The sequence below is a fragment of the Paenibacillus naphthalenovorans genome (assembly GCF_001465255.1).
GTDB classification, from domain to species: domain Bacteria; phylum Bacillota; class Bacilli; order Paenibacillales; family NBRC-103111; genus Paenibacillus_G; species Paenibacillus_G naphthalenovorans.
Window position 1 is genome coordinate 3,075,517 of record NZ_CP013652.1, and the last position, 14,248, is coordinate 3,089,764.

General features: G+C 49.7%; 13 protein-coding genes and 2 riboswitches. Of the genes, 4 read left to right on the plus strand and 9 right to left on the minus strand.

Annotated features, from left to right (window positions below; genetic code table 11):
* Window positions 1–297: 297 nt before the first annotated feature.
* Window positions 298–1,227 (minus strand): putative sporulation protein YtxC, encoded by a 930-nt coding sequence (gene ytxC, locus IJ22_RS15075; protein ID WP_062409408.1) that lies wholly within the window; start codon window positions 1,225–1,227, stop codon window positions 298–300.
* A 277-nt stretch (window positions 1,228–1,504) separates the two neighbouring features.
* Between ytxC and IJ22_RS15080 the strand changes: the two genes are divergently transcribed.
* The gene (locus IJ22_RS15080) at window positions 1,505–3,001 is read left to right on the plus strand and encodes a L,D-transpeptidase family protein (protein ID WP_062409409.1); all 1,497 of its coding nucleotides are present in this window, start codon (window positions 1,505–1,507) and stop codon (window positions 2,999–3,001) included.
* A gap of 56 nt (window positions 3,002–3,057) precedes the next feature.
* Here the strand turns inward: IJ22_RS15080 and mqnC are convergent, their stop codons facing one another.
* From mqnC to metA, 3 genes are all read right to left on the minus strand, one after another.
* Complete coding sequence (mqnC, locus tag IJ22_RS15085; protein WP_062409410.1) at window positions 3,058–4,197, minus strand: cyclic dehypoxanthinyl futalosine synthase; 1,140 nt, start codon at window positions 4,195–4,197, stop codon at window positions 3,058–3,060.
* 218 nt (window positions 4,198–4,415) lie between these two features.
* A complete protein-coding gene (locus IJ22_RS15090; RefSeq protein WP_062409411.1) occupies window positions 4,416–5,624 on the minus strand; it encodes an aminotransferase class I/II-fold pyridoxal phosphate-dependent enzyme in 1,209 nt (402 codons plus the stop codon).
* Window positions 5,621–6,547, minus strand: coding sequence for a homoserine O-acetyltransferase MetA (gene metA / locus IJ22_RS15095; protein ID WP_054819377.1), 927 nt, complete (start codon window positions 6,545–6,547; stop codon window positions 5,621–5,623). Before metA ends, IJ22_RS15090 begins: the two co-directional genes overlap by 4 nt.
* A 121-nt stretch (window positions 6,548–6,668) precedes the next feature.
* A riboswitch (SAM riboswitch) is annotated at window positions 6,669–6,792 on the minus strand.
* Between the two features lie 464 nt (window positions 6,793–7,256).
* On the opposite strand from metA, the gene corA reads away from it, so the two are divergent.
* Window positions 7,257–8,192, plus strand: a complete 936-nt coding sequence (gene corA / locus IJ22_RS15100) for a magnesium/cobalt transporter CorA (RefSeq protein WP_062409412.1) — start codon at window positions 7,257–7,259, stop codon at window positions 8,190–8,192.
* A gap of 38 nt (window positions 8,193–8,230) precedes the next feature.
* Here the strand turns inward: corA and IJ22_RS15105 are convergent, their stop codons facing one another.
* Window positions 8,231–9,232 (minus strand): HRDC domain-containing protein, encoded by a 1,002-nt coding sequence (locus tag IJ22_RS15105; RefSeq protein WP_235594352.1) that lies wholly within the window; start codon window positions 9,230–9,232, stop codon window positions 8,231–8,233.
* A 218-nt stretch (window positions 9,233–9,450) separates the two neighbouring features.
* Between IJ22_RS15105 and IJ22_RS15110 the strand changes: the two genes are divergently transcribed.
* Window positions 9,451–9,753, plus strand: a complete 303-nt coding sequence (locus IJ22_RS15110) for a hypothetical protein (protein ID WP_054819375.1) — start codon at window positions 9,451–9,453, stop codon at window positions 9,751–9,753.
* 114 nt (window positions 9,754–9,867) lie between these two features.
* On the opposite strand, the gene ilvD is transcribed toward IJ22_RS15110, so the two are convergent.
* Window positions 9,868–11,556 (minus strand): dihydroxy-acid dehydratase, encoded by a 1,689-nt coding sequence (gene ilvD, locus IJ22_RS15115; RefSeq protein WP_062409414.1) that lies wholly within the window; start codon window positions 11,554–11,556, stop codon window positions 9,868–9,870.
* A 217-nt stretch (window positions 11,557–11,773) separates the two neighbouring features.
* Here ilvD and IJ22_RS15120 point away from each other — a divergent pair, with 217 nt between their 5' ends.
* Window positions 11,774–12,067 (plus strand): DUF3055 domain-containing protein, encoded by a 294-nt coding sequence (locus IJ22_RS15120; RefSeq protein ID WP_062411007.1) that lies wholly within the window; start codon window positions 11,774–11,776, stop codon window positions 12,065–12,067.
* A 90-nt stretch (window positions 12,068–12,157) separates the two neighbouring features.
* On the opposite strand, the gene IJ22_RS15125 is transcribed toward IJ22_RS15120, so the two are convergent.
* The 3 genes from IJ22_RS15125 to IJ22_RS15135 form a co-directional block, all read right to left on the minus strand.
* Window positions 12,158–12,694, minus strand: coding sequence for an acyl-CoA thioesterase (locus IJ22_RS15125; protein ID WP_054819373.1), 537 nt, complete (start codon window positions 12,692–12,694; stop codon window positions 12,158–12,160).
* A 191-nt stretch (window positions 12,695–12,885) separates the two neighbouring features.
* Window positions 12,886–13,491: an HD-GYP domain-containing protein gene (locus IJ22_RS15130; protein WP_235594140.1), complete on the minus strand. Its 606-nt coding sequence runs from the start codon at window positions 13,489–13,491 to the stop codon at window positions 12,886–12,888.
* A gap of 69 nt (window positions 13,492–13,560) precedes the next feature.
* The gene (locus IJ22_RS15135) at window positions 13,561–13,767 is read right to left on the minus strand and encodes a hypothetical protein (protein ID WP_062409415.1); all 207 of its coding nucleotides are present in this window, start codon (window positions 13,765–13,767) and stop codon (window positions 13,561–13,563) included.
* A gap of 136 nt (window positions 13,768–13,903) precedes the next feature.
* Window positions 13,904–13,991: riboswitch (cyclic di-GMP riboswitch) on the minus strand.
* Between the last annotated feature and the right edge of the window lie 257 nt (window positions 13,992–14,248).

Here is a 14,248-nt window from a genome sequence, read left to right on the forward strand (position 1 = left end):
ATAAAAAAGCGCTTCATCCCGTAAGGGACGAGTGCGCTTGGCTCGTGGTTCCACCCTAATTCGATTCGAAAGCCGATTCCTGACAGGACGCCAGCTTGCGAATCCTCAAAACATTCGATAACGTGAATGATCCGGTGACATATACTGAACGCCTGCTGACGGTCGCTCCGCCGATACGGTCGTCGTTCCACATCACGGCTACAAAGGGGTAAACCATTGTCGTTCACTGAAGGGGATTTCAGCCAAGTCCCCTCTCTCTGGGCAGCACTTCAATCGTTCATGTCTTTGATCATAGCCTTAACCTTTATTATATTCAGCTGCCGCTCCCCGGTCAAGATTATGACACAACCTGCAGTACCCGCACAATTCCACCCGGTTTTCAAAAATTTGCTTGATCGTTTTGATCACCTGCAGCTCCGGTTCCCGGGTGTGAATATAGATTTGCTGGGGAGAAACGGTAATTAAAGTACTGATGATCATATCTTCAAAATTGATTTCCCTCTCAAGCATCTCTACAGTAACGACCGCATCCATTTCCGGGGTTTCCATGCTTTCCATCTGTTCGTTAAGCAGCAAAAAATCACTGCCCCCCTTATGAATCAGATGCACGAACGGTATTTTCGCCTCCTGGATATAGACAAAATACTGCAGCAGGGAGATGAATTCCTGATACTGCCGGTCCATCACAAATTCGTCGATCGCGTATTCCACCACATCCCGCAGCTCATCCTTGTAGGCATGAAGCCGAAACCGCAAAAATCCGTTCAGGTCGAACTCCGTATACACCTCGAGATATTCGTAAAACTCCGATATAATTTTTTGTTTTCTTCTTAAATAAGCCTCCGTTTGACCGGCTCCTTCGCCCCATTCGCCTTCACCGTACAGCACCTGCCTGCAAAAGGCCAAGATGCCTTCCACTTCGTCATCCTGCTTATAGTTAAAGTCCTGTTTAATGATCTTGAGCAGCAGTTCCCGCTCCTCTTCCTCCAGTACATAATCCGCAAGGACATCCGCCGCTGCTTTATAAACTCGAATGCCGTCTTCCTTCAACCGAAATCCGGGCGGCACTCCGCTGACTTCTATTCGATGCAAGCCATTCCGCCGGTCCAGGGCGATATGGATGTGCTCCTTATGATGTAGGATCCCGCAGGAGGATTGAAGCAGTCGATACAGCCGATCTGCTTGCTCATCCGTACGTTTGGTCAAGGTCACTGTAAACAGCTTCATCCCCACTCACTCCTTTGAGGCCTTACTTTCTTTTTTAAGTATATGGTAGGACATTCGCATATATACAAATATCCGCCGGCCTAAGTATAGGAATAAATGAGATTTACACACAATTATGGTGTATTTCTCAAGCCGATACATAAAAAAACATGGCGCCATCGCCCGGAATATCATTTTTTATTGATACGTTGCGTATATTAAATATGTTCTTATATTAAATTCAGAATAAATATGATACTATATGTATCATAACGTTGTGATGAACAGGAGGACAGATATGCGGCATAATCGCGATCGGTATAAACCCCCGGCAGCAGACAATCTGGTTCACCTTCACAAAAATGTTTACGTGAACCGCAGCGACCCGAACTATCACGAAAAAGTCCTCCGCTACCTCGATCCTCATTCGCCTGAAGCGCATTATCGGTTAGGACAGCAATTCGAGCATGCAGGAGATACCGGCAAAGCCCTTTTTCATTACAAGGAAGCGATGAAGACGCACCCTTCCCCATACTATTATCCTGCATACACAGCCATTCGCAGGTTGGATACTCAACCATTGAATCCGTCAACTCCCCACCATGCCGGAGACATCGCTTCTTCTTCCGGCACGAGGACGCGACCTTTCATTCCCTTGTTTTTGAAAACGCTTATCATCGTGCTGTTGTTATTGAATTTCCTTCTGCTTGCGGCACTTTACGGGCCCGGGTCCGTATCCAAAGCGGTATCCGTAGTCATCCCATGGTCCATCGGCAAAGAAGTCACCTATGAAAGCGTGGAGACGCCGTTTATCATGCATTTCCCATACGGTTTCCCTCGCGAGCAAGTCGAAAAAGCGCTGCACACCAAAGCATTGCAGCTGTCGGAAACTTATCCGACGCACGCCATTCGCATTTACGGTATGGCTTCACCCGTGACGGTCGCCGACAATAAAGCGATGCCGCTAACCGACGAGACGACTAAAAGCAAAGCCTTTGTCGTAGCGGATTATAACCCGGCCATCGATACGGCCGTAAAAATCCGTTTTCTGAATACCGAACTGCAGCAGCTTCATACTGCCGCGGGCGCCAACCTGGTCCGGACGGCTCTCCTTGCTTATCAGGAGGATCACGGGAGCCCTCCCGCCTCCATCGGTTTGCTGCTTAAAGATTACCCTAATAATTATTTAAGCTTCCTCCCTATAGAAACGGAATCCGGTTCGGCGAATGTCCGAACCGTTTTTGATCGCAGCGGCGGCTGGGTGTACGATCCAACGGCAGAGGAACCGTCCGCTATGTTTTATCCCAACACCATAAAGGGTACAGCCTTCCCTTATGTTCCCGTGAAGCTGACCGTCGATCCGTCCGCCCATGCTTTACGGCTTGCGGCCGGCCCGCTTATCCTTGCGGAAGCCCCCGTCGGAGTGGGCAGGGACAACCTTACTCCGGAAGGCCGTTTCTTCATCTCCGAGAGGGTTCTGGACCCGCAAGGCATCCATCCCGGGGTATACGGGGCCGCAGCGCTCGGTATGGGACAGCTTGCCATCCATGGAACCTTCGATAAAGAGTCGATTGGTCAAAATCAATCGCTGGGATGCATCCGGCTAACCAACAGCGATATTACGGCCATCTATCCCCTGGTTCCCAAAGGCACCGAGGTGGAGATCGCCAACGGCGCAGCAGCGGATGCCGCCTTTACCGCCACCCTGACGCCGGAGCTGCTGCTGCCCGATCCCTCCCTTTTTCCTCCTCCCGACGAAACAGCGCCAAGCCGCCAGTTCCATTGGCTTGGCTGATCCCATCTATGAAAAAAGACGCCTGGCTCCACAGAGGCAAGCGTCTTTTTTGCATATTAATTTTGCATAACAAAGTCCTTGTCCACAGACACCGAAGCGTCGTCAAACACGCGCAAAATTTCGTACTTCGTATTGCGCTGAGCCGGAATCTTGCCCGCTTCACGAATAATCTGCAGCGTCGAGCTGATGTTCACCTTATGCGTGGTTCCTGCGGCGGATACGACATTCTCCTCGATCATCGTCGAACCGAAATCGTTGCAGCCGTAATGCAGGGACAGCTTGCCTACTTCCGGTCCCATCGTTACCCATGAAGATTGGAAGTTCGGAATGTTATCCAGCATGATGCGGCTGATCGCCACATTTTTGAGATAATCCTCCGCCCCCAGCTTCTCGGCCTTCATATTCGTATTCTCCGGCTGGAAGGTCCATGAAATAAAGGCCAGAAAGCCCGGTGAATTCCAGCCGTTGGCTATACATTCATCTTGAGCGTCGCGAATGCGGAGCAGATGCAGCGCTCTCTCTTCTATGGACTCGCCGAAGCCGATCACCATCGTACCCGTCGTATGCATCCCGACCCGGTGGGCTGTCTGCATGACATCCATCCAGTCGCGCCAGGAGCCCTTCAGACGGCTGATCTTGCGCCGCGTCCGATCATCCAATATTTCCGCGCCGCCGCCCGGAAGCGAATCAAGTCCCGCCTCGTGAAGCGCGCGGACGACCTCTTCCAGCGTAAGGCCGTTCGATACTTCCTTCATCTTCATGATCTCCGCAGGAGAGAAGGAATGCATCGTAATTTGCGGGAACCTCTTCTTAATCTCACGCAGCAAATTCGTATAGTACGTGAAAGGAAGGTCCGGATTCGTTCCTCCCTGCATCAGGATTTCCGTCCCGTTGACATCTATCGTTTCCTGGATTTTTTGGAAAATGACATCATCCGGAAGCACGTACCCTTCTTTAGAGCCCGGGGCCCGGTAGAAGGCGCAAAACCGGCAGTACACATCACAAATATTGGTATAGTTCACATTCCGCCCGATCACAAAGGTCGTAATCGGTTCCGGGTGGTGCTTCAGCATAATCTGGTTAGCGGCATGGCCCATTTTTTCAATTTCATCCGATTCATAGAGCGTGATGCAATCTTCCAGGCTAATCCGATTCCCGGCCAGCGCATGCTCCAATATCCGGTCGATGGAACTCATCGCATTCATCTCCTTTACCCTATTCATCGTATCATAAATCACACGCTACCCGCTATACAAAAAGACCGTCATTTCGGACCAAGGGCCTTCAAACGGTCAAAAATTCAACAAATTGTTCAGGTTATCCGGAGTTATTCTCAGTGAATAGGATGGTCCTTCAGACATGATCCAAAGAAAAACCGGTGACGCCTGCCAAGGCCACCGGCTGCATTTATCGTTTATCCTAACGTCAGCGGCTGATTTTCCTCGATCTCCTGACGGGCCAAGTCAATAGCCCGGGACAAATCCGCAATCAAATCGTCAACGTGTTCTATCCCGACGGAATAGCGCAGCAGCTTGTCATCCACGCCAATCCTGCGGCGGATTTCCTCGGGAATGTCCGCATGCGTTTGGACGGCCGGATACGTCATTAACGATTCGACCCCGCCCAAGCTTTCCGCGAACGCAATCAGCTTGATATGCCGCAGAATCGGCTCGACGTAGCGGGCATCTTTCAATTTGAAAGAAAAAATACCGCTGTTGCCCGAGGACTGCTTGTTCTGAATATCATGACCCGGATGGTCCGGAAGCGCCGGATAATACACCGCTTCCACCTGCGGATGGGATTTCAGGAACGAGGCCACGGCCAGCGCGTTGGCTTGATGGCGCTCCATACGGATGGCCAGCGTCTTCATTCCCCGCATTAACAGCCAGCTGTCCTGCGGATTCAGCACCGCGCCGATGGAATTGTGCAGGAAGGCCATCTGCTCCGACAGCTCCTTGCCCTTAGTCACGATCAGTCCGGCAAGGACATCGTTATGGCCCCCGAGATATTTGGTCGCGCTGTGAATGACGATGTCTGCGCCAAGCTCGATCGGCCGCTGGAAGAAAGGCGTCAGCAGCGTGTTGTCAACGATCGAAAGAATGCCTTTCTTTTTGGCCCAGGAACACACAAGCTCCAGATCCGTAATCATCATGAGCGGATTCGTCGGCGTCTCGATCAGAATCGCTTTTGTGTTCGGCTTGATATTGGCTTCCAGCTCATCTAAATTGTTCGTATCCACATAAGTGGCCGTCACTCCGAAGCGTGACATGATACGTTCAAGGAGACGGTATGTACCGCCGTACAAATCAAGCGAAACGATCAAATGATCCCCTTGACTGAACAAAGCGAAAATCGTCTGCAGCGCCGCCATTCCGGAGCTGCAGGCAAACCCCGCATCTCCGGATTCCAGCTCGGCGATTGCATCTTCAAGCACCTTGCGCGTCGGACTCTTCGTACGTGCATAATCGAATCCGGTGCTTTGCCCAAGCTTCGGATGACGAAACGCCGTGGATTGATAAATCGGAAAGCTGACCGCTCCGGTCACCGGCTCCTCCTGAGAACCGATTTGAGCCAGCCGGCTTTCGATTCTCCATCGCTGATTTTCCTCTTTGCTGTTACTCATCTTACGAATTCCCCCTTGTGCAGATCAAACGGTGTCTCTTGGTACACATAATAATTGAGCCAATTGGAGAACAACAGATTGGCATGCGCCCTCCAAGTGTTAAGCGGCGGCTTGCTGGGATCGTCGTTCGGGTAATAATTTTTCGGGATGGCAATGTTTAACCCTCTATTGATATCGCGGTCATACTCCATTTTGAGTGAACACGCATCATATTCCGAATGTCCGGTAACAAAAATTTGCTTACCGTCATGGGTAGCGACGATATATACGCCCGCCTCCTCCGACTCGGAAAGAATTTCAAGCTCCGGCACCTTCAAAATGTCCTCCCGGCGCACCTCCGTATGGCGGGATTGGGGCACCAGATACAACTCGTCGAAGCCGCGAAGCAGTTTGACATTGGACCTTGTGATGGTATGCGGGAACACGCCAAACATCTTTTCCTCCAACGGATATTTCGGGACGCCGAAGTGATGATACAGCCCGGCTTGCGCCGCCCAGCAAATATGCATGGTGGAGGTGACATGCGTTTTGCTCCATTCCATGATTTGCTTGATCTCATCCCAGTAGTTGACGTCTTCAAAATCCATTTGTTCCACTGGAGCCCCGGTGATGATCATGCCGTCGAACCGTTCATGCTTTACATCTTCGAACGTTTTGTAAAACTGTTCCAAATGCTCGGGTGATGTATTTTTGGACCTGTGTGTTTTGGGGTGCAGCAGTGTGAATTCGACCTGCAGCGGAGTGTTTCCGATCAGCCGCAGCAGCTGCGTTTCCGTCGTCTCTTTGGTCGGCATCAAATTCACAATGGCAATGCGAAGCGGCCGGATATCTTGACGATATGCCACACTTTCGTCCATGACAAAAATATTCTCGTTGATCAATATTTCTTTGGCAGGCAGATTATCTGGAACCTTGATAGGCATCGGAATCACTCCTTTTCATTGTAGGATTCGTATGTTCCTTGCACTCTCACGCTCGCAGCAGGCAAAATAAAAAAGCCTTCTTCGCACGCACGAGAAAGGCCTTTGTTTGTAACATCGTCCTCTCTCATCTCTCAGAAGCCGCTACAGCTTCCGCAAGATTTAGCACCGTGCAGTCTTTGTTATGCAAAGAACTGTCGGTTGCCGGGTATCATAGGGCTAGTCCCTCCACCTGCTCTTGATAAGAGTGTGAAACCGAATCTATTCAGTTGAATTTGGATAATAATAATGTATACGAAAACTCGGCGATCGTCAAGCACATGCCTCACGCCATCGAACGAATTGTACGCTTTCCGGATGGACTCCGCGGCACCAAAAGATACACGCATTCATAGTATGTGGTAAGGTGCATTTTTTCTATACATTATGGATTGTCTTCTCGAATATGAGGAGTTATACTAGACAAGTATTCGACAATTCATGCAAAAAAGGGGTGCAGTATTCGAATGGACGGAGACCCGAGGGGTAAACATCTTACGTTCAAACAACAGAATAACTCGTTGGAACCCGGTCGCAGCCGTTCGTCGGATTCTTGCACCAGACGGTAGAAGGCAGGCTTGACGTTCTATTCCGGAAATGACCGCCTCGCTGCCCGGAACGGCTGACGCCGACCGTGCGTTCCACTCGGGTACAAGCAAAAGGGGTGGAACCTATGAAGGCACGTTTAGTGCAGGATGGCATTTTTACACTTGTTGAAGACATTACTCAGACCGCTTATCCGCCTCAGCACGGCTTTTACTGGATTGATGCCGAGCCGGAGGATTTGGATATTTTACAGCCTTTATTTCATCTTCATGAATTGGCCGTGGAAGACATGCTTACGGAAGAAGAGCAGCGGCCGAAAATCGAGCTTTATGATACGCATTATTTCATTGTGGTTAACAGCATCCGTTTTGACGATGAAGAAATTTTCCTTCGCGCCTTGAACATCTTTTTGGGCAAGCATTACATCATCACGATCACAAGACAGAAAATCAATGAAATCCGTGCTGTAAAGCCGGTTCTCTGGGAAGAAAAGGTCACTTCCCCCGACCAATTTTTGTATCATCTCATGGATTTGATCGTGGACAATTACACGATTGTCGGCGACCGGATCGATGCGAAGATCGAAAAGCTCGAAGAAGATATTTTGATGCATACGAAGAAGTCTCACCTGAATGAAATTATCGGGCTGCGAGGCGAGATTCTATGGCTCAGGAAAGTGCTCGTCCCGCAAAAGGAAGTGCTTTTCACGCTTCATAAAAAAGAACTGAGGCTGATCAGCGAGCCGCTCAAAAAATATTTTGGCGACATCTACGAAAATGCCGTCAAAATTTCTGAAACATTCGATACGCTTCGGGATTTGATGGGCAACTTGCGGGAAGCTTACCAATCCAGCCTGGCGAGCCGCGCGAACGATATTATGCGCATATTCACCGCGCTCACGACCATCTTCATGCCGCTGACATTCATCACGGGGATCTACGGAATGAACTTCGAGTATATCCCGGGTCTTCACTCCCATTATGGGGGAATCGCAACCGTCGTGTTTATGGTCATTGTCGGTGTATCCATGTTCATTTTATTCCGCAAAAAAGACTGGCTCTAATCGCCAGTCTTTTGTGGTTTCCAGAGCTCTTTGCGGCATCAGCTTGCCTCAACGGATTTCATCGCGTTCGCACGACGAAATTTCATTCGCAGCAGGCGCAGCCATTCGTAGATGCGGTCCGCATCCTTGGCCGAGAGCTCTTCCTCCTTGTAGACGGCTTGCAGAATCGGCTTCAGATAACGGTCGCCCTGCTGTTGGAACGCCCGCCAAGCCCGTTCCCGTTCCGCTGCGGGAATCGGCTCGAGCAGCTGCTCGATATAGCTTTCTAAATCGTAACCGTCGCGATCCAGTTCCTCGATCCATAGGAGCAGATTCCTGCGCTGCACCTTGGTCTGCTCCATCAGCTTGTCGAGCTGCTCGCCCCGGGAAATCGCCTCAAGCAGCTTCCGTTTGATCTCCTGCTTGTCCGCCTCCGCCTTCCGCTTACGTTCCTTCTCTTCCATCAGCCAGGCATTGAATTCCATGGGGTCGACTTTTTCCTCCACCCACGTTAACGGAAACAAGCCGTTTTGCGGGAGTTTTGCAGTCAATGCAAGAATCTCTGCGCCGTACATGGACAATTTGGTTCGTCCAAATCCGGGAAGCTGCAGCAGTTCTTCTTCCGTTTGGGGAACGAAGGTGCTGATCAGTTTGAGCAAACGGTTCGTAGCAACGATGAACTGCGCTTTGCTCTCGCGCGACGCCTGCTTCCATCGCCATTGGCGCAGCGCCTCATAAAGCTCCTCATTCGAATGCTTCTCGCTGTAAAAATGCAGCATCTGAACAAACGCGGCGCGTCCATCCAGTCCGTCAACCTCACTTACGCTCATCTCAAGCAGGGGTTTAAAGCCTCCACACTGTTTCATAAATACCCCCTCCCGAAAGGAGGACATCATCTCATCCCAATGCAAGCCCTCGTACCAGGTCTCCTGCTCCGACCGCCCGTCCTCCTTGATTTCATTCCACATCACGACCCATACGCCTTGATTTTCAACGATGGATACCTGAGCCGTCCGGACTCTTCCCTCCTCCGTCGCCTTTTCCAGACTGTTCATAAACATCAGATTCAATGGGCTCCCCTCCTGAACTTCATGATTTTCAAACGCAAAAAAGCACCCTCCTACGGTAAGTAAGAGAGGTGCTTCCTCATTGACGTTTGAAATTAATTCGATCATATCATGGAGAACCTACAAAATCAAGCAGGTTTTGGATAATAATCCATGATAAGGGGAAAATTAAATCAACAGTTTATCACCCAGTCCCAAGGAGGTGACAACAAATGGCTTCGATCGACCGTAATCGAGACGGCTTTATAGAGGAAGCCCCTCAAAAGAAATATACCGATCTGAAAACCGTCGAATCCCAGCGCAACGACCTGACCGCGGAGGAATTTCCGGAGGGGCCCTACGGAAGCAGCCTGGAAACCGAATCTCTCGGCAAGAGTAGCCCATGGCGAGAAGACCAGCGGCCGCATAATCAATTTACCTACGAAAACCGGGAGCTTCACGCAGGCATTTCACGCGAGTATCCCGATGCCCATCCGACCCACGATTCGTCTGGTGACGATCATGTAGACGAATAAAAAGGATAAAGACAGCCTCATCCTGAACTGCCCCCCGATGGTTAGACATCCCTAACCATTGAAGGTGCAGCTCACCGCGGTAATACCGATGGGCTGTCTTTATTCATGGACAGATCAATCTATTTTCATAACGCCGCCCGTGCTGGCGGACGTAACAAGCTTGGAATAACGGGCCAAGTAACCGGTCTTCACCTTCGGTTCGAAGCCTTTCCAGTTCGCCTTACGACGCTCGAATTCTTCTTCGCTGATCAGAAGCTCAATCTTGCGGTTGTTCAAATCGAGCTCGATGATGTCTCCGTCTTCTACGAATGCGATCGGACCGCCTTCTGCCGCTTCCGGAGAAATGTGACCGATGCTGATACCGCGGGATGCGCCGGAGAAACGTCCGTCCGTAATCAGGCCCACCTTCGCGCCAAGCCCCATGCCGACGATCTGGGAAGTCGGTGCGAGCATTTCCGGCATGCCCGGTCCGCCTTTGGGTCCTTCGTACCGGATGACCACCACATGGCCTTCCTTCACTTTACCGTTGGCAATGCCTGCAAGAGCTTCTTCCTGGGAATCGAAGCAAATGGCCGACCCTTTATGGTAGCCGCCTACGGATTTGTCGACCGCACCGACCTTAATGATCGAGCCGTTCGGAGCCAGATTGCCGAACAGAACAGCCAATCCGCCTTGTTCGGAGTGCGGATTATCCAGCGTACGAATGACATCCGTATTCCGAATCTCATGACCTTCCACATTCTCTCTCAGCGTCTTGCCGGTTACAGTGATCCGGTCGCCGTGGATCGCTCCCGGCTTTTTGAGCAGTTCGTTAAGGATCGCGCTCACGCCGCCGGCGTTATGCACGTCTTCAATATGATAATCGGAGGCCGGTGCGATTTTGGCCAAATGCGGCACACGCTTCGCTACTTCGTTGATGCGTTCGATCGGATAGTCGATCCCTGCTTCATGCGCTATGGCCAGCGTATGAAGAACGGTATTGGTGGAACCTCCCATGGCCATATCCAAAGCGAACGCATTGTCGATCGCTTCAACGGTGACGATGTCACGCGGCTTGATGTCCTTTTGGATCAGCTCCATCAGCTGCTTTGCCGAACGTTTCACAAATTCTTTGCGTTCCGGATCGACAGCAAGAATCGTACCGTTGCCCGGCAGCGCAAGGCCAAGACCTTCAGCCAGACAGTTCATGGAGTTGGCCGTAAACATGCCGGAACAGGATCCACAGGTCGGACAGCCGTACTGTTCAAGCTCCTGCAGGCCTTTTTCATCGATTTTGCCCGCTTGGTAGGCGCCTACGCCCTCAAATACGGAGGACAATGAAATCGAACGGCCATCGCTGGTCTTACCCGCTTTCATCGGCCCGCCGCTGACGAAAACCGTCGGAATATTGACGCGCAAAGCGCCCATCATCATGCCCGGCGTAATTTTGTCACAGTTCGGGATGCAGACCATTCCGTCAAACCAGTGAGCGGAAACCACCGTTTCCAGGGAATCGGCAATAATTTCACGGCTCGGGAGGGAGTATCGCATACCGATATGTCCCATCGCAATACCGTCGTCTACGCCAATCGTATTAAATTCAAACGGAACGCCGCCCGCTTCACGGATCGCTTCTTTTACGATTTTCCCGAATTCCTGCAGGTGGACGTGACCGGGAACGATATCAATATAGGAGTTGCAAACCGCGATAAACGGCTTGTCGAAATCTTCTTCTTTGACGCCGGCAGCACGCAGCAAGCTGCGGTGAGGCGCGCGGTCAAAGCCCTTCTTGATCATGTCACTTCTCATTTTTCTCTTGGACATTTTTCTTACAAGCCTCCGTTTCTACTCTATGAATCGCTTCATTCTATGAATGCTACCGCTTCTTCCGATTGTACCATGTTTCACCCGAAATGAAAACGAAACGCATGGTCGAAATCGGGCTAAAGTCATCTCGCGATCGGATTTTTTGGCGAAGCCCCGAAAAATCTGTTATAATTCGAATAACTTACGGAAGCTTGAAACGGAGGAGAAAGCGGAAATTATGGAATTTGATTATTTATACGACGGTACGGAGGAAACGAAAACAAGGTTCGTTTGTTTTGTCGGAGATTCGCTGCGGAGATTCGATTTGGCCATCACGACGACTAACCGTTTTTACGGAAAAAAGATGGTCACGGATTTGCAGACCGGACGCACGGCTGTCATCGGGCCGGACGATCTGGAGGCTGAGGGCTACCTGGAGCACGTATACAAGCTCAATGAGGAAGAAGCGGCGGAGCTCACAGCCTTCTTAACGGAGGTTGTGGGGCCGGTCAACTTTACCGATATTTAAAGTGAAGAAAGCCGATCGATAGCTCCCGTAAGGGGCAAGATCGGCTTTTCCATGATGATTGCACTTCCATCGATTCACTACGGCTCCACTCTAGGAATGATCAGAGCCTGAATCCGATTCCCACGGGAAACTCACCGTGAGGTAGTCCGCAAATTTCTTGCTTTCTTCCCTGCGCAATCGGCGCATCTCGGCGCGATGCACAGCCGTTTCGTGAAGCCTGATCTCCTCTTCCGTTTCCGGTATGACTGCCGGGATGGCAACGGGCTTCTTATTGTCATCGAGCGCCACGAAAGTAAGGAATGACGTCGCGGCAATGGTGCGCTCCCCCGTTTTCAAATCCTCGGTAATCACTTTGACAAAGACCTCCATAGAACTTCTTCCCGTCCAGGTTACGAAGGATTCCAAGCATACCGAATCTGTTGTTCGAACCGGTGACAAAAAGTCGACAGAATCCGTCGAAGCCGTCACGACGTTTCTGCGGCAGTGCTTGGAAGCCGCGATAGAAGCGATATCATCGATATAGGCCATCAGCTTTCCGCCAAACAGCGTATTGTGATTATTGACATCCGTCGGAAATACTCGGGATGTTTTGTAGCATCTAGATTCCTTGACATATCTTTGTTCCATATACAGTCTGCCGGCTCCTTCATGTTCATGTACATCATCCGTACGCGCATGTACGTTTTGAACACATTATGCAGGCTAACCCAGATGTTGTCAATGCTGTGTCGCTTCCCGTTTGCCCAAATCCGGCGCCGTTGGAGAAAACCGAATGTAAAAAAGCCCCCCGGATTAATCACAGGAGGCATTTGGTATACTCAACCGTAATATTCTTTTCTCCATTTGCCGAAGCCGGAGAATGTCTTTAATTCATGCAACGGGATGCTCAGGAAAACCTGAACAAGATTTTTGTCAAATTGCTTCCTGCTCTGATACCACAGCTCTTGCTTGGCTTCTTGAACGGATAAACCTTTTCTGTGAGGACCGTCCTGCAGCATGTCATCAAAAGCGTCAAGGATAGAGCAAATTCGCGCAAAAGTCGGAATGAACTCACCGCGCAAGCCATAAGGATAACCGGACCCATCCCAGCGTTCGCGGTGGTATTTAATGATTTCAATAATATTCAAATCATGAATTCCTTCTTTTTGCGCCAGATTTGCTCCGAGCACAGGATAACGTTTCATGGTTTCCCACTCTTCTGCCGTCGTACCTGTTTTCTTTGTAATAATATCCGTTGGAATAAAAATCTTGCCAATGTCATGAAGCAGACATCCTACGACCAGACTACGTGTTTGTTCCTGATTGAAATGAAGATAGGATGCCATGATTCTCGCCATTTTGCCAACCCGCATGCAATGTTCGTATGTACTTAACTCTTTCTTCATTAATCTAAAAAGAATGTACAGCAATCGTTCATTTTTCATGACTTACTCCTCCATACCAAGAAACTGATCCATGCAGACTTCATATGAAACCGTCCCGTATGTCAATCATCAACTGGTCTTTTTTTCCTTTTTTCTTGATAATTCTTTTAAAATAAAATCGATTTCTTCCTTAAGATCGGCTGCCCTTTCAAATTCAAAATTAACGCGAGCCACCTTTAATTCAGCTTTCAGGTTTGTGTAGTGGTGTTTTAATTCCTCATAGGTTTGGTTTCGAATCTCATCCAATCCCATTGCAGGAACTCGGCCAAGATACATTTTCACTCTCTCCTCTCATCAATGATTTCACAAAATACGGACCAACTCATCTACTTAGAGTGACGATGGAAGAATGCTACATAATACGTCCCAAAACCAAAAAATCCCCCGAAATTGGAGGATTGATGATCCGGATTTCGGTAACTGGCTGGCATAGTGTTTATCACACTGAAGCCCCTGTAGCTTTGCGACCCCACTTTTCAATGGGTGTGCCTTTATCACTTTTCAAAGGAGATTAGTTAGAAAAAACTAGATATTAGCTAACAATGTTCGACATATTCAATCAAATTCCTTTTTTATAGTAAAAATTTTCATTTTTATACTATATATTGTGAATGGAAAAGCCTCTCCTCATGTAAACCATCGATTGGAGAACGGCTTTTGCCGGGGGATGGAATAATATGAAAATCAGCAAAAAAATGGTTGACAACTCAGTGACAAGATCAATATATTGGGAACCAATGCAAGCTGCCATTTCGTA